Source organism: Amycolatopsis sp. NPDC023774 (assembly GCF_040639695.1).
Classification (GTDB): Bacteria; Actinomycetota; Actinomycetes; order Mycobacteriales; family Pseudonocardiaceae; genus Amycolatopsis.
Map to the genome: position 1 here is coordinate 31,312 of NZ_JBFAAJ010000016.1, position 14,232 is coordinate 45,543.

The following is a 14,232-nucleotide window of genomic DNA, read 5'->3' on the forward strand; positions in this document are numbered from 1 at the left end:
GCGAGTTGTGGACAACCGCCTTGGGGCACGGGCGCCGGCCGTCCGCGGAGGTTCATCCGCGAACGGCCACTCCCCAGTTCGACACCAGCCGGGCCGTCCGCATGGTCATGAGGAACTCTTCCGGCGTCACCACTTGTCGTGGACCAACGGCCGGATGAGCTCGTCGTATGTGGCCCGGACGCCGGCCGCCGCTTCTTCCGGCAGCGGGGCCAGCCCGGCCGCAACCGTGTTCCCCCGCGCCTGCTCCGCGTTGCGCGCACCCGGGATCACCACGGAAACACCCAGCTGGTCCAGAATCCACCGCAGTGCGAACTGCGCCAGTGTCTGCCCCTCCGGAACCAGTCCGCGCAGGCGCTCCACCGCCTCCAGCCCGACCTCGAACGGCACCCCTGAGAAGGTCTCGCCGACGTCGAAAGCCTCACCGTGCCGGTTGAAGTTGCGGTGGTCGTCGGACCCGAACGTCGTCGCGGCCGTGTAGCGCCCGGACAGCAGACCCGACGCCAGCGGCACCCGCGCGATGATCCCGGCGCCCGTTTCGACCGCCTTCGGCAGCACGCGCTCCAGCGGCTTGAGCCGCAGGCAGTTGAGGATGATCTGCACCGACGCGACATTCGGCCGGGCCAGCGCCGTCAGGGCCTCGTCGCACGTCTCGACGCTGACGCCGTAGGCCTTGATCCGGCCTTCGTCGACCATCCGGTCCAACGCGTCATACACGGCGTCCGACGAATACACGGCGGTCGGCGGACAGTGGAGCTGGACGAGGTCCAGCGTGTCCATCCCGAGATAACGGCGGGACCGGTCGTTCCACTCGCGGAAATTCTTCTCGACGTAGTTCTCCGGCACCTGCTCGGCGCGGCGGCCCATCTTCGTGGCCACGAACACCCCGTCACCGCGCTCGCGGCGGAAGCGGCCGACGAGCGTCTCACTGCGGCCGTCGCCGTAGACGTCGGCGGTGTCGAAGAACGTGACGCCCTCGTCGGCCGCCGCGTGCAGCACGCCCATGGCCTCGGATTCGTCGACGGTGCCCCAGTCGGCGCCAAGCTGCCAGCACCCGAGCCCGACGGCGGACACCTCACGCCCCAGCCGGGTGATCTTGCGAGTCTCCATACGAGCGATCCTAAGCGGACCCGGATCGACCGCGGGCACTCACGCGACCGGTCCCACCGCGAACGCTGCCCAGACGTACTTCCCGCCCGCGCACGGCTCGTAACCCCACTCCTGCGACAGCACGTGGACCAGCTGCAGCCCCCGGCTGCGCGCCGCCTGCGGTGAGGGCTCCTTGAGGCGCGGCACCTCCCGGCCGGCGTCGAAGACGCAGACCACCAGCCGGCCCTCCGACAGCCGCAGCTCCAGCCGATCCGGCCGCTCACCGTGCTCGAACGCGTTGGTCACCAGCTCGGACGTCGCCAGCAGTATGTCGTCCCGCCACTGGTCGTCCACAGCCAGCTCTTGGAGCGCGGCGCGGACAGCGTGGCGGGCGATCGCGGGCGCGGTGACCTCGTCCGGGAGCGCCAGGCGCACGGTGGCGGGTGTCGTGGTGCCTCGCGTCGGCATCTTCGACGTCGTCATGGCTTCCACCTCCCGACCTGTCCGTTACTCGCACCGGCTTACTACCCAAGCAGGGGGACGCCGAATCAGGTGCCCTCGGTGATGTCTGTCTCGACCAGTCCCGTGCGCAGTTTCTTCAGCGTCGACGCGAGCAGGCGCGACACCTGCATCTGCGAAACGCCCACGCGGCGCGCGATGTCCGACTGGCTCATCCCCGACCCGAACCGCAGCGCGACGATCTTGCGCTCCCGTTCCGGCAGGCTCTCCAGCATGGGCCGCAGCGCCTCGCGCAGCTCCGCCTGGCTCAGGTTCGCGTCGGGCGCGCCGAAGCGCGTGTGCGCGGAGTTCTCCAGCAGGTTGTCCAGCGAAGCGCCGTAGCGGCCCTGGCCGGCGCGCAGGCCTTCGTAGACGTCCTCCATCGGCACGCCGAGGTGCTGCGCGATCTCACTCGGGCGCGGCGCGCGCGAGAGCCGAACGGTGAGCTCCTCGCGCGCGGCGGAGATGGACGCGTTGAGCTCCTTCAGCCGTCGCGGCACCCGCACCGACCAGCTGTTGTCCCGGAAGTGGTGACGCAGTTCACCCGAAATGGTGGGGACGGCGAACGCCAGGAAGTCGGTGCCCTGCGTCGGGTCGTAGCGGTCGACGGCGTGGATCAGGCCGACCGTCGCGATCTGCACCAGGTCGTCCATGGCCTCGTCGCGGTTGCGGAACTTCCGCGCGAGGTTGCGGGCGAGCTCCAGGTGCTCGCGCACCAGTGTGTCCCGGATCTCCTCGCGGCGAGGGGAGCTTTCGGGCAGCTGGGCCAGCTCGTCGAACAGCGACGCCACATCGGTCTCGCCGCCTTCGGCGGGGGTGGTCACGGGCGCGCCACCTCACTCTCCCGGACGAGCTGAACCCGGGAGAGGTACCGGCCGTCGGCCGGGGTTACTGTGCGTCGCGCCGACGTGGCCAGCGCCGTGAGCAGCTGCCAGGACAGACCGGTGTCGTCGCCGTGGTCCGGGGTGTCGGCGATCACCGAAACGGTCACCTCGATGCGCCCCTCGATCCAGGAGAAGACGCAGGTCAGCTTGCCGTCGGCCGCGGACGGCAGGAGCATCGAGCACGCCTCGTCCACCGCCATCCGCAGGTCTTCCACCGCGTCGAGGTCGAAGTCCTGGCGCATCGCGATGTCCGCGACGATCGTGCGCAGCGTGGGCACCACGTGCGGGATGGCCGCCGTCCGCACCTCGATGAGCTGGGCGTCCTCCCGATCGAGCGGGGCGTTGTCCTCCACGTGCGGTCCTCTCTCCGGCTCACTCGGCCGTGTCCTGTGCTGCCCGGTCTGCTCATGCCCGGGGTGTGAGCAAACCAAACCCGGGTTTGATTCGCGCGACCGGCGGGCATGTAGCGGTCGAAGTGCTGATCCCGGGAAAGGTGGGGACGAGATGGCTGACGTGAGCCGGCTGCCCAACGTGGTCGCCGAGGAGTGGGAGTGGCAGCTGCAAGGTTCCTGCCGTGGCGCGGACAGCAGCCTGTTCTTCCATACCGACAACGAGCGTGGGTCCGCCCGCGAGCGTCGTGAGTCGCGCGCCAAGGCGATCTGCCAGACCTGCCCCGTGCTGGCGCAGTGCCGCAAGCACGCCATGACGGTACAGGAGCCGTACGGCATCTGGGGCGGCCTCGGCGAGATCGAGCGCCGTGAGCTGTTCATGCGGGAACGCCGCGCCGCCAAGCGCGACCCGCTGTCCGCCTGACCCAGTCCCGAACCCGCCCCCGCGTGCCCCACCGGCACGCGGGTCGCTGTGCGCGCGGCCGTTCGCCGGAATGACCGTGCCGCCGTCCGGCTCTTGCCCGCCCGTGCCGTTTTCCGGGACAGTGGCGGCCGACGCGGCGGCAGTCACCCACTGGGTTAGGGTTGGACTTTCCAGATGCCTGGAACCGTGAACGGTTGCCGCTTGAGATACAGGCGCGTACCGGCGCAGCAGCAGCGCCTGACGAGGAGAAACTGCATGCCCGCAGCCGACCAGAACGCCACCCCGCCCGGGTTCGGCATCACGCTGGACACCGAGGCCGCCGAGCCGCGGGTGGTGGTCAATGGTGAGCTCGACCTGCTCACCAGCCCGCAGCTGCAGGAAGCCCTTGCCGGGTTGATCGCGGACAAGAGCTCGCAGCGCGTGGTGGCCGACTTGACCGGGGTGACCTTCTTCGACTCCTCGGCGTTGAACGTGGTCCTGCACGCGCAGCGGCAGGCCCGTGAGCAGGACGTCGAGCTCGCGGTGGTCCCCAGTTCGGCCGTGAGCCGCGTCATCGAGCTCACGGGAGTGGCCGAACACCTGAGCGTGTCGGAGGAGCCGCCCGCCTGATCCCCGATACGGTCGCGCGGACCTGAATTCCGCTCGCGACCTGGGGGAGATCCACGATGATGGGGCGCACCCACGCCCTGACCGGCTGGTGCGCGGGCCTCGCCCTCGCACCCGCGGTCGGCGCCGGTTCCGTGCACCAGGCGGTGGTCTTCGCCGCCACCACGGCCGGCTTCGCGTTGCTCCCCGACCTCGACCACCCGGGCGCCAGCGCGTCCCGTCTCCTCGGCTGGCTGACGGGCGCGCTGTCCTGGCTCCTGCGCCGCGTTTCGTCGGCCGTGTACGCCCTGACGAAGGGCCCCCGCGACGAGAAGGTGACCGGCAAGCACCGCCACCTGTCGCACACCGTGCTCTTCGCCGCCGGCCTCGGCTTGGCGACTTCGGCCGGCACCGCGGCCGGCGGCCCGTGGGCGGTGTTCGGCGTAGTGGTCTTCGGGCTCCTGCTCGCCGAGGGCGCGTTGGGGGACTGGCTCTTGCCGGTCAGCGTCGGCGCCATCCTGTGGTGGTACTTCACCGCGCCGCCTGACCACGTCGCGCAGCTGCAGCAGATCTCGGGCTGGCTCGGGATCGCCGTGGCGGCAGGGTGTCTGGTCCACTGCCTCGGCGACTCGCTGACCGAGTCGGGCTGCCCGTTCCTTTTCCCGCTGCCCATCGCGGGCGAGACCTGGTACGAGATCCGGCCACCGAAGATTTTCCGGCTGCGGACGGGCAAGAAGGTGGAGACGCGGTTGGTGTTCCCCATCTTCGTGGTCGTGGGCGTGCTTCTGGTGCCCGGTGTGTGGGGCTGGACGACTTCGACGGCCGAACGGCTGTTCAGCCCACCAACGGCGCAGACCGCGACGCAGTGATCCGCTTCGCCGCCGCGGCGGTGTCGGTGTAGTCGCGGGTGCTCAGCCGGACGCGCCGATGGGCTGACTGCTCGCCGACCCCACGTCCGGCGGCTTGGGGACATTGCGCTGGGCGGGCGATGCGCTGGCGCGCCTGGGTTTTCTCCACGCGGTCGCGGCGCAACCCCTGCTGCCCATGCAGCTGCTGGGCGTCACCGCCCGGACCCGGCCGCTGCAGTCCCCGCCGCTGCGCACCCCCGTGTTCGACGACAGCTTCTGGAACGGGCCGCGTCCCAGAGCTCGCTGAGCCTCCACGGGATTCTCGCCGAGTGGTCTCGGCGCGATCGGATGGCCGGCCGGGCTCGCCACACCACTGCTGGTCACTGTGCAGCGGCGCTGATCCGCTTCGCCGTCGCGGCAGTGTCGGTGTAGTCGCGAGTGTGGGCGATCTTTCCGTCTCGAATGGTCAGCACCATCACGTACGACGAGACGAACGCTTCGCCGCCGAACTCGCCGTGGAGGTCGAACTCCGTGACGAGCACGGACGGGTCGGTGGTTTCGTGCACGACGACGTTGTCCGCCTTGGTCATCCGGCGCACCGAGCCCGCGGCGCGGAACCGGCGACGCAGCTCCTCTCGCCCGCGTGTCAGCCGCGGCACTCCGGCCGGCGTGAAGGGCATCTCCAGGACGACGTCCTCGGCGTAGAGGTCGGCGAGATCGTCCCAGCGGTTCTCCACGGACGCGTCCAGGAACTGTCGGAACACCGTCGCGGCACCGGTCATGGTGTGCGCGGCGGCGGTGTTGGGGAAGTCGCGGTACGCCGTGATCTTTCCATTGTGGATGGTTATCAGCCCGACCGACGACGGGAACCCGTAGCTCTCACCGGTGTGCGGGTTGCGGCCCTCGACGGTCAGCTCGGCGACGAACCCGTCGGCCAGCTCGCGGACGCCGACCCGCACGGAGTCCAGCCCGAGCGCGCGGGCGCGGACGGCGCCGTCGGCGAGCGTCGCCAGGATCGCTTCGCGGCCGTCGACGCGGTGGCTGCGGAAGGGGAGTTCGTACACGGCCTCGGCGGCGAAGGCGTCGGCGAGCGGCACGGGGTCGAGCGTCTGCATGCTGCGGACGAAGAGCTGCGAGATTTCGGACACGGTTGGGCTCATCAGGACTTCTCCGAGGAAGAATGAGGTTCAATCGGAACGGTGCACCCGGTTCCCACGATACGGAGTGATCGTTCCGGTTGTCAACGAGATCGAGGAGGACGCCCGTGGACAAGCCAGTGCTGCGCGCCGACGCGCGCCGCAACCGGGCCCGGGTGTTGGCTGCCGCCGAGGAGGCCTTCGCGGCTGACGGGCTGGCCGTGCCACTCGACGACATCGCGCGGCTCGCGGGCGTCGGGGCGGGCACCGTCTACCGGCATTTCCCCAGCAAAGAGGCGCTTTTCCAGGCTGTGGTGCTGGAGCGTCTGGAGCAGTTCGCGGCCGAGGCGCGCGAGCTCGTCGACGCCGAAGACCCGGGCGCGGCGTTCTACGACTACTTCGCGCGCGTGATCAAGCAGGCCTCCCTCAATCGCGCGATCTGCGAAGCACTGGGCGCCACCACGGGCTCCGCGTACAAGGCGGAGCTCGGCACGGAGTTCCGCGCGAACCTGGCCGCCCTGCTCGAACGCGCGCAGGCGGCGGGAGCGGTCCGCACCGACCTCGACGGCGACGACCTGCGTGCGCTGATCGTCGGCGCGCTGGCGGTGGAGCGGTATTCGCCCGGCAGTCACCATCTGGTCCGCGTCCTGCTCGACGGCCTTCGCGCGGTCACTCCGGCAAGTCCCTGAGCTTCCGCAGCGGCGACGCCAGCAGGATCGCCGTCGACAGCACCAGCCCGACGCCCACGACGTGCAGCGCGGCGCGCATGGACGTCACCTCGGCGAGGACGCCGCCGGCCAGGCTGCCCAGCGGTGCCGTGCCGCGGATGAGCGTCGTCGACACCGACGTCACGCGGCCCAGCAGCCGCCTCGGCGTGACGGCCTGGCGGAAGCTCACGGCGTAGACGTTGATGAGGATGATCCCGAACCCCGCGCCGACCCCTCCGACGACGTACCAGGCCAAGCCCCAGCCGGGGGTGGTGAAGGCGTAGAGCAGGAACGAGCCCCCGTAGACGACGGCCGCCGCGTTCAGCGCCCGCGCCGCCCCGATTTCGGCCGCGAGCGGCCGCGCGATGGCGCTGGCGACCAGCGCGCCCGTGGGGGAGAGGGGCGCGATGGCGAGAGCCCGAGGTAAGGGCTGACGAGTCGTGAACATCGAGTGGAACAGGCTCGCGACCATGCTGTGCAGCTCGGACGACCTTACTGTCGAGCACAGCTTTGGGCGATTTCGAAGCGAGGAGTCACAAGAGTGCGCGCTTTGGCTGCGTTTTGGCGCAGAAGGGGGCAGGGGCGAGGTGACAGGCGGAACCTGTTGCACTGAGCATGTTTGCGCGCGGGCAAGCCGGCCGGGGCGCGTCGCCGAGCACCTCGAGTCCTCGGCGCGATGCCACCAGATCGCAAACATGAGTTTATTCGACTCAACTTGCACCGTCTGTAACGGGGCATAAGATCAACGCGACTACTCCTCGTACCCGCGCGTCGGCTCGGCGAGGGAGGTGCCGGTTTGTCCAACACGGCTCCGACCTGGGGTTCTGTCGTCATAACCGGGCTGGCCGGCTTCGCCGTCGGCCTGCTCGTGGCGGCACTCCTCGTGGCCGGGAACTCGCCGACCCGTCCGGCCGATTCGTCCGTTCCTTCATCGCCGCCACCCGCGCAACCGGTCACGGTGACGCTGACGGGTCAGCCACTACCGCCGGTGACCGTCACGCAATCGCAATCGCAGTCGCAATCGCAATCCGAGCCGCCGCCACCACCGAGCACGACGACCAAGACGGTGTCCGTGACCCGCGAGTCGCCCGCTCCGGTGTCGAGGACGGGGTCGGGGTCGGGGTCTCCGACATCGCTGCGTCCGACGTCGGCCATCGCGCCGAACGTCGCTTCGTCGCAGAGGTGATGCAACCAGCCAGCCGTCCTCGCACGTCTGGCTGACGTGCGAAGACACCTGGCCGCCGCCCTCCTCCTGCTCGGTCTCACCGCCTGCAGCGCACCGCCGCTGATGTGCCCGGTGATCGCCGCACCCGCCGGGCTGGCCATCGACGTGCCGGCCGGACAGTTCAGCCGAGCCGAAGTAACCGCGTGCTGGGCGGTCCACTGCACCCAGCGCGAGGTGGAGCTCCGAAAAACAACCACCCCCGGCCCCACCACCTGCACCCCGATCGCCTGCGCAGCATCGGCGGTGCCGACCGGCGGTACGGGTTCGTCGAGATCCCCGGACTGCCTGCCGCACCCGTTGACGTCAAGCTCGTGTTCGACGGCGGCACAGCCCGGCGAACGACCGTCCACCCCCTGGCACCCCCAGCGAGCCGGTGTGGCGAACCAGGAGTCCAAGTCCGCCTGGTCGTGGGGCCCGGCGGGACCGTTCGCTAACCCACGTCCCGCCGGCGCCAGCCGAAGAGCCCGGCCACCAGGCACACCACCGCGACCAGCAGCAGCCACACGATCGGCGTCGCCGTGAACGCGGCGCCCGGGAGCTTCGGCGGGTGCTGGAACGGCGAAACGTCCAGCACCGCCTTCGGCGCGTTCACCACCGGCCCGAACAGGCTGATCAGCAGCCCCAGCGCACCGGTGGCCCAGGCCAACCCAGTGAAGCGCGGCAAGAGGCCGAACAGCAGCGTGCACACCGAAACGATCACCCACGTCGCCGGTACCTGCACCAGCACGGCCGCCAGCATGTCGGCCACGGACGCGCCGATGTCCCCCGAGCGCAACCCGTGCGAAATCCCCAGCAGTACCGCGCCGACGAGCACCAGCAGGGCCGTCCCGACGTACGCGAACACGAGGTGGCTCGCCGCCAGGCGCAGCCGTCCAACGCGAGTGGCGAGGAGCGGTTCGAAGCGCATCCCCGTCTCCTCGGTGCGCATCCGTAGCGTCGCCTGCACGCCGTACAGCGCGCTGAGCATGGCGAACAGGCTCACCATCGTCGCGAGGAACGCGTCGACGATCGCATCGGAACCGCCGAGGCGCTCGAAGATCTGGCGCGTCTGCTCGGTGTCGCCGACGAGGCCGGAGATGTCGCTCGCGATGGAGCCGAACAGCGCGCCGCCGACGGCGAAGCCGATGACCCAGCCGAGCAAGGGGCCGCGTTGCAGCCGCCACGCCAGCGCGAACGGTGTGCGCAGCGAAGCCTTCGCTCCCGACGGTCCCGGTCGCGGCGGCACCAGGCCGGTGCCGACGTCGCGACGGGGCAGCAGGGCGTAGCCGGCGGCGCCGAGCACCAGCGTCGCGGCGACGGGCAGCAGCAGCACCCACCAGCGTTCGCCTGCGAAGGGGCGCACCTGCTGCGACCAGCCGATCGGCGAGAGCCACGAGAGCCAGTGGCCGTCGGACGTCGAGTCGCCCGCGCCGCGCAGCAGGAAGGCAACGCCGATCACCGCGGTGCCGATGCCGTTGGCTGTGCGCGAGTACTCGGCGAGCTGCACGGCCACCGCCGCGACGCCCGTGAACACCAGGCCCGCGAACCCCGTGCCCGCGCCGAAGGCCAGCGCCCCGTCGGCGGGCAGCTTCGCGCTGATCATCGTGCCGACCTGGATCACGCCGATCAGCACGCTCGCCGTGCCGGACACGAGGACGGCGGCCGTCAGCGCCGCGTAGCGACCGACCACAGTGGACGCCAGCAGCTCCGCGCGGCCCGAGTCCTCCTCGGCACGCGTGTGGCGCGTGACCGTGAAGACGGCCATCAGCCCGATGAGCAGCGCGAGGAACCCGCCCATGCGCCACGCGATGAAGCCGCCCGCCGTCGTGAGGTCGAAGGCCGGGCCGTAGAGCAGGGAGAACGACGGGTTCGCCGCAGCGCCCGCGGTCAGCGCCGCGCGGCTGGCGGCGTCGGGGTAGAACTGGTCGTAGCTGGACACCGTGGCGGCCGGGACGATGCTGAGCAGCACGATCCAGATCGGCAGGATCACGCGGTCGCGCCGCAGCGCCAGCCGCGTGAGGTGCCAGGTGCCGACGAGCGCGGTGTTCGTGGCCGGCGCTCTCGTGAGGGTCGCGGTCATTTCGCGGTCCCCTCGGTGTAGTGGCGCAGGAAGAGCTCCTCCAACGTCGGCGGCTGGCTCACCAGGCTGCGCACGCCGACCTGCGTGAGCTGGCGCAACGCGTCGTCGAGCGAGCGTGTCTCCACGTCGAAGCGCACGCGATTGCCGGTCACCTCGAGGTCGTGGACGTCGGCGAGCTTGGCCAGGCCGTTGGGCGGGCCGGCCAGCTCCGCGGTGATCGACGTGCGGGTGAGGTGGCGCAGCTCGGCGAGCGTGCCGGACTCGACGGTGCGGCCGTTGCGGATGATGCTCACCTTGTCGCACAAGGCTTCCACCTCCGCGAGGATGTGGCTCGACAGCAGCACGGTGCGGCCCTGCGCGCGTTCCTCCTGGATGCACTCCTGGAACACCGACTCCATGAGCGGGTCGAGGCCCGAGGTCGGCTCGTCGAGGATCAGCAAGTCCACAGTGGACGCGAGGGCGGCCACGATGGCGACTTTCTGCCGGTTGCCCTTGGAGTACGTGCGGCCCTTCTTGCGCGGGTCGAGGTCGAAACGCTCGATGAGGTCCTTGCGCCGGCGCTGGTCGAGCCCGCCGCGCAGGCGTCCGAGCAGATCGATCACCTCGCCGCCCGAGAGGTTCGGCCAGAGGTTGACGTCGCCGGGCACGTAGGCGAGGCGGTGGTGCAGGCTCGCCGCGTCGCGCCACGGATCGCCGCCGAGCAGGCTGACCTCACCGGCGTCGGCGTGCAGCAGCCCGAGCAGAACCCGGACGGTGGTGGACTTCCCGGCGCCGTTCGGGCCGAGAAAACCGTGGACCTCCCCCACAGGAACCTGGAGATCGAGGCCGTCGAGGGCCATCGCCGCGCCGAACGACTTGTGGAGGCCGGAGATCGAGATGGCGTTTCCCATGTTTCGGAAGCTACACTCGTTTCACGAAGTTGTGAAGTTAAGAAAATGTCTGGATCTAGTGATCATGGCCTGGGGCGTGCGAGAGGATGGACGGATGACGACGCAGCGAGACGAGGACGCCGTCCGCCGGTACGTCGAGAGCCTGGGTCTCGTGCTGTCGCAGATCGGGATGCAGCGCATGGCCGCCCGCGTCTTCGCGGCCCTGATGACGACCGACGAAGGTCAGCTCACAGCCGCCGATCTGGCGTCGCAGCTGTCGGTCAGCCCTGCGGCTGTTTCCGGTGCCGTGCGGTACCTGGAGCAGGTGGGGCTCGTGACGAAGGTCCGCGAGCCGGGTGAGCGCCGTGACCACTACCGGCTGTACGACGACCTTTGGTACGCCACGTTCCTCAAGCGCGACCGGTTCCTGATCATGTGGCGCGACGCGGCCGAGGAAGGCATTGACGCGCTGGGCGCGGACACGCCGGCGGGCAAGCGGCTGGCGGAGATGCAGGACTTCCTGTCGTTCGCGCTGAAAGAGATCACGAACCTCTACGACCGGTGGCACGAGGAGCGGGCGAAGCGGCGGGCCGCCGAAGCCTGACGATTCACCGGAGCCCGGCGATCAGGGTCTTCGCCAGGCGGGCGGCGACGGCGGTGCCGCGGTCGGTCTCGTCGAAGGAGTCCAGGAAAGCCTGCTGGAAGCACGCGCCGAGCAGCAGGCGCGCGGCCGCGTCGAGGTCGGTGTGGGCGGGGATGCGGCCGAGCTCGGTTTCGGCCCGCAGATACGTCTCCACGAGGACGATCGGCTGGTCGGGGCCGTGTCCGGCGTCGAGCGCGGCGCGGTGGGTGCGCAGCAGGTCACGCGACGAGAAGATCGAGACGGAGATCGGGAAGCTCGCGCGGTAGAACTCGAGCGCGGTGCCGGCGAGCTCCGTCAGGTTCTGTTCCAGTGACGCGTCGGCGGCGTGGCGCGTGAGGCGCTCGGCCGTGGCGCCCAGTGCGGGCAGCTCCTCGCTCAGCACGGCAAGGAACAATGCCGTCTTGTCGCGGAAGTGCTTGTACAGCAAGGCTTCCGAATACCCCGCGGCCTGCGCGATCGCCTTCGTGGTCGCGTGCGCGTAGCCCTGCTCGCGCATGACCTTGGCGGCTGCGGCGACGAGGTCCTGACGGCTTCCCAACGGTGCTCCCTGAGGATGTTCTCAGCGTGGTGAGTGTTCACTCACCCTACCTGGTGAGCAAACACTCACCCCTTGTTTGGCGAAGGAGTCGCCATGAAGATCACCGTTCTCGGCGCGAGTGGGCGGATCGGCACGCTGGCCGTGCGGGAGGCGCTGGCGCGGGGCTGGCACGTGACGGCCGTGGTCCGGTCACCCGAGCGATTGCACGTCGCGAGCCAGCCGCGGCTGGCCGTCGCGGTGCACGCGCTCGACGACCCTTCGCTGGCCGAGGCGCTGCAGGGGCGCGACGCGATCGTGCTGGCGCTCGGGGCGCGCGACCGGCGTCCGACCACGGTGAACGCCGACGGCGCGCGGGCCGTGATCGCGGCGGCGGGGGCCACGCGGTTCGTCGCGGTGAGCGCGATCGGCCTGACGACCGAGGCGACGACCCGTTCACGCGGTTCGTCGTCAAACCCATCCTGGGTGCGGTGCTGCGCAACGCTTTCGCCGATCTGCGCGCGATGGAGGCGGCGATCCGGGCCAGCGAGCTGCAGTGGACGATTGTGCGTCCGCCTCGCCTCACCGAGGGTCCGGCCACGGGCCGCGTGCGCTTCAGCAAGCACGGCGCGTTGCGTGGCGGCTTCGTGATTTCCCGCGCCGACGTCGCGACATTCCTGCTCGACGCGGCGGAGGATACGGCGTTGATCGGGGAAACCGTGGGGATCGCGCGCGGTTGAGGGGCAGTTGTCCACAACTCGCGCTGCCTGTGGACAACTCGGCTTCGTGTGCCGGAACCGTCGGTGATCGTGTTTAAGGTCGGTGGCATGGCTGCCCTCCGGTTCTTCCTGTTCGCCGCGCTGGCCCCGGTCCTCGCGGTGCAAGCGCTGCGCGTCCGCCGCGGCACCCCACGCCTGCCCGGCGCCGGCGGCCCCGCCGAGGGCGTCACCGGCGACGGTCCGGTGGTCCGGCTCGCCGTGCTCGGGGAGTCCACCGTGGACGGCGTCGGGGTGGCCGCGCACACCGACGGCCTCACCGGGCAGCTCGCGAACGAGCTCGCGCGCCGAGGTCTGCGGGTGAGCTGGCAGGCGGTCGGCCTGACGGGGGCCACGGCCGCGGTGGTCCGGAGCTCGCTGGTCGCGCGGCTGGCGCCGGCTGACGTCGTGGTGGTCGCGCTGGGGGTGAACGACACCCTCGAGCTGCACTCGGCCGCGCGGTTCCGGCGCGACCTGCTCGGGGTGGTCGTCGACGTGCGGCAACGGCTGGGGCCGGTGCCGGTGGTCCTGGCCGGGGTGCCGCCGATGGCGAGCTTCCCGTCGTTGCCGCGGCCGCTGCGCGACGCGCTGTCCGCGCGTTCGACGGCGTTGGACACGGCGGCGGCCGAGCTCGCACGGCTGCCGGGGGTCACGTACTCCGTGATGACGCCCGACCTGCTGCACGAGGGCACGTTCGCCGAGGACCGCTTCCACCCGGGGCCGGTCGGCTACCGCGACTGGGCCGCGGTGCTGGCGTCCGTGGTGGCCGAAGCGGTGGCCGCCGTCCTACCGGGGGTCACGGTCGTCTCGCATCCGAGGGAGCCGCGCCAGCCCTGCTGACCAGCGGAGACGAAAAGTCCTCAGAAATCTTCGCGCTCCGTGTATCTGGGTGCGCCCTTGTTGTGTCCTGTGGGGCAGCCGAGGGAATAAGGGAGACCCAGATGCCTGCCGAATCCACCGAAGAGAACACGCCGACCACCGTCCCGCCGGTCACGGTCGGCACGCCGCCCCACGGCGGCACCACGCAGCCCGACGGCGCCCACGAGCCCTACGACGAGCCGACCGCCGCGAAGTAGCGAGGCGGGTGGCGGCCGGGGGCCGAGGGGGCTGCCGGACGCCGTCTGCCGGGCGGATTCAGGGGAGGAGCCGCCCGGCCGGGTCCGATGGGGAGCGGACCCGGAGAAGAGGGAGGGGAGCGCCGGCCGGTGCGGGTGCACGCCCGCGCCGGTCGGTGCACGAAGTCGCGTTGCCGGTCCGGCGCACGGGCGGCGCCGCCCGCCGGTCGCCCCACGGCGGGGTGGGGGCGGGTTCCGGCCCGGTGCACACGCCGGGCCGGATGGCTGACCGGACGGGATGACGCACCGGGGCCGGAGGACCAACCGGCCCGGGTCTGCGGTCCCGTGCACCACACCCGATCGGGTGCCCAACCGGGCGGAGGACCAGACCGGTCCACGACGAGCTGGTCCGCTACCGCGGACCACGAGGACGAGGGCTGGCGCACCACGCCGGCCCGCCGAGACCGGACGACCTAGGACCGACTCACCAGGTCGGGTCTGGACCGCGGGGACGCTCCGGCACGCCGGCTCGGCTTGCCGAGAAGGGGGGCGATC

General features: G+C 70.9%; 19 protein-coding genes and 1 pseudogene. 10 read left to right on the forward strand and 10 right to left on the reverse strand.

Features of this window, described 5'->3' with window-relative positions:
• Window positions 1-126: 126 nt before the first annotated feature.
• From AB0F91_RS28175 to AB0F91_RS28190, 4 genes are all read right to left on the reverse strand, one after another.
• Window positions 127-1,107, reverse strand: a complete 981-nt coding sequence (locus AB0F91_RS28175) for an aldo/keto reductase (protein WP_360602152.1) — start codon at window positions 1,105-1,107, stop codon at window positions 127-129.
• Between the two features lie 39 nt (window positions 1,108-1,146).
• The gene (locus tag AB0F91_RS28180) at window positions 1,147-1,569 is read right to left on the reverse strand and encodes an ATP-binding protein (protein ID WP_360602154.1); all 423 of its coding nucleotides are present in this window, start codon (window positions 1,567-1,569) and stop codon (window positions 1,147-1,149) included.
• 65 nt (window positions 1,570-1,634) lie between these two features.
• Window positions 1,635-2,408 carry a SigB/SigF/SigG family RNA polymerase sigma factor gene (locus tag AB0F91_RS28185; RefSeq protein WP_360602156.1) on the reverse strand — a complete coding sequence of 258 codons (774 nt, stop codon included), beginning with the start codon at window positions 2,406-2,408 and terminating at the stop codon, window positions 1,635-1,637.
• Window positions 2,405-2,821 (reverse strand): anti-sigma factor, encoded by a 417-nt coding sequence (locus AB0F91_RS28190; RefSeq protein ID WP_360602158.1) that lies wholly within the window; start codon window positions 2,819-2,821, stop codon window positions 2,405-2,407. The genes AB0F91_RS28185 and AB0F91_RS28190 overlap by 4 nt, the downstream gene beginning before the upstream one ends.
• 151 nt (window positions 2,822-2,972) lie before the next feature.
• On the opposite strand from AB0F91_RS28190, the gene AB0F91_RS28195 reads away from it, so the two are divergent.
• The 4 genes from AB0F91_RS28195 to AB0F91_RS28210 all read left to right on the forward strand — a co-directional run bounded on the left by AB0F91_RS28195 (window position 2,973) and on the right by AB0F91_RS28210 (window position 5,021).
• A complete protein-coding gene (locus tag AB0F91_RS28195; RefSeq protein WP_326567734.1) occupies window positions 2,973-3,281 on the forward strand; it encodes a WhiB family transcriptional regulator in 309 nt (102 codons plus the stop codon).
• Between the two features lie 255 nt (window positions 3,282-3,536).
• Window positions 3,537-3,890, forward strand: coding sequence for an STAS domain-containing protein (locus tag AB0F91_RS28200; protein ID WP_220245742.1), 354 nt, complete (start codon window positions 3,537-3,539; stop codon window positions 3,888-3,890).
• Window positions 3,891-3,949: 59 nt separating this feature from the next.
• A complete protein-coding gene (locus AB0F91_RS28205) occupies window positions 3,950-4,735 on the forward strand; it encodes a metal-dependent hydrolase (protein WP_360602418.1) in 786 nt (261 codons plus the stop codon).
• 94 nt (window positions 4,736-4,829) lie between these two features.
• Complete coding sequence (locus tag AB0F91_RS28210; RefSeq protein ID WP_360602161.1) at window positions 4,830-5,021, forward strand: hypothetical protein; 192 nt, start codon at window positions 4,830-4,832, stop codon at window positions 5,019-5,021.
• 73 nt (window positions 5,022-5,094) lie between these two features.
• On the opposite strand, the gene AB0F91_RS28215 is transcribed toward AB0F91_RS28210, so the two are convergent.
• Window positions 5,095-5,874 (reverse strand): nuclear transport factor 2 family protein, encoded by a 780-nt coding sequence (locus tag AB0F91_RS28215; RefSeq protein ID WP_360602163.1) that lies wholly within the window; start codon window positions 5,872-5,874, stop codon window positions 5,095-5,097.
• A gap of 104 nt (window positions 5,875-5,978) precedes the next feature.
• Between AB0F91_RS28215 and AB0F91_RS28220 the strand changes: the two genes are divergently transcribed.
• Window positions 5,979-6,539: a TetR/AcrR family transcriptional regulator gene (locus AB0F91_RS28220; RefSeq protein WP_360602165.1), complete on the forward strand. Its 561-nt coding sequence runs from the start codon at window positions 5,979-5,981 to the stop codon at window positions 6,537-6,539.
• On the opposite strand, the gene AB0F91_RS28225 is transcribed toward AB0F91_RS28220, so the two are convergent.
• From AB0F91_RS28225 to AB0F91_RS28240, 4 genes are all read right to left on the reverse strand, one after another.
• Entirely contained in the window at window positions 6,520-7,029 is a 510-nt protein-coding gene (locus AB0F91_RS28225) for an MFS transporter (protein ID WP_360602167.1), read from the reverse strand. The two genes, AB0F91_RS28220 and AB0F91_RS28225, sit on opposite strands and share 20 nt — an antisense overlap.
• Before the next feature lie 500 nt (window positions 7,030-7,529).
• Complete coding sequence (locus tag AB0F91_RS28230; RefSeq protein WP_360602169.1) at window positions 7,530-8,132, reverse strand: hypothetical protein; 603 nt, start codon at window positions 8,130-8,132, stop codon at window positions 7,530-7,532.
• An 80-nt stretch (window positions 8,133-8,212) separates the two neighbouring features.
• Window positions 8,213-9,841, reverse strand: a complete 1,629-nt coding sequence (locus AB0F91_RS28235) for an ABC transporter permease (RefSeq protein ID WP_360602170.1) — start codon at window positions 9,839-9,841, stop codon at window positions 8,213-8,215.
• Window positions 9,838-10,731: an ABC transporter ATP-binding protein gene (locus tag AB0F91_RS28240; protein ID WP_360602172.1), complete on the reverse strand. Its 894-nt coding sequence runs from the start codon at window positions 10,729-10,731 to the stop codon at window positions 9,838-9,840. The genes AB0F91_RS28235 and AB0F91_RS28240 overlap by 4 nt, the downstream gene beginning before the upstream one ends.
• Before the next feature lie 94 nt (window positions 10,732-10,825).
• On the opposite strand from AB0F91_RS28240, the gene AB0F91_RS28245 reads away from it, so the two are divergent.
• Window positions 10,826-11,314 carry a MarR family transcriptional regulator gene (locus AB0F91_RS28245; protein ID WP_354872906.1) on the forward strand — a complete coding sequence of 163 codons (489 nt, stop codon included), beginning with the start codon at window positions 10,826-10,828 and terminating at the stop codon, window positions 11,312-11,314.
• A gap of 4 nt (window positions 11,315-11,318) precedes the next feature.
• Here the strand turns inward: AB0F91_RS28245 and AB0F91_RS28250 are convergent, their stop codons facing one another.
• The gene (locus AB0F91_RS28250; RefSeq protein ID WP_360602174.1) at window positions 11,319-11,891 is read right to left on the reverse strand and encodes a helix-turn-helix domain-containing protein; all 573 of its coding nucleotides are present in this window, start codon (window positions 11,889-11,891) and stop codon (window positions 11,319-11,321) included.
• 93 nt (window positions 11,892-11,984) lie between these two features.
• On the opposite strand from AB0F91_RS28250, the pseudogene AB0F91_RS28255 reads away from it, so the two are divergent.
• From AB0F91_RS28255 to AB0F91_RS28270, 4 genes and pseudogenes are all read left to right on the forward strand, one after another.
• A pseudogene (locus AB0F91_RS28255) lies at window positions 11,985-12,260 on the forward strand (NAD(P)H-binding protein); the annotation flags it as partial.
• 98 nt (window positions 12,261-12,358) lie between these two features.
• Window positions 12,359-12,607: an NAD(P)-binding oxidoreductase gene (locus tag AB0F91_RS28260; protein ID WP_360602176.1), complete on the forward strand. Its 249-nt coding sequence runs from the start codon at window positions 12,359-12,361 to the stop codon at window positions 12,605-12,607.
• 87 nt (window positions 12,608-12,694) lie between these two features.
• Window positions 12,695-13,462, forward strand: coding sequence for an SGNH/GDSL hydrolase family protein (locus AB0F91_RS28265; RefSeq protein WP_360602178.1), 768 nt, complete (start codon window positions 12,695-12,697; stop codon window positions 13,460-13,462).
• Between the two features lie 101 nt (window positions 13,463-13,563).
• Window positions 13,564-13,698, forward strand: a complete 135-nt coding sequence (locus AB0F91_RS28270) for a hypothetical protein (protein WP_360602180.1) — start codon at window positions 13,564-13,566, stop codon at window positions 13,696-13,698.
• Window positions 13,699-14,232: the final 534 nt, after the last annotated feature.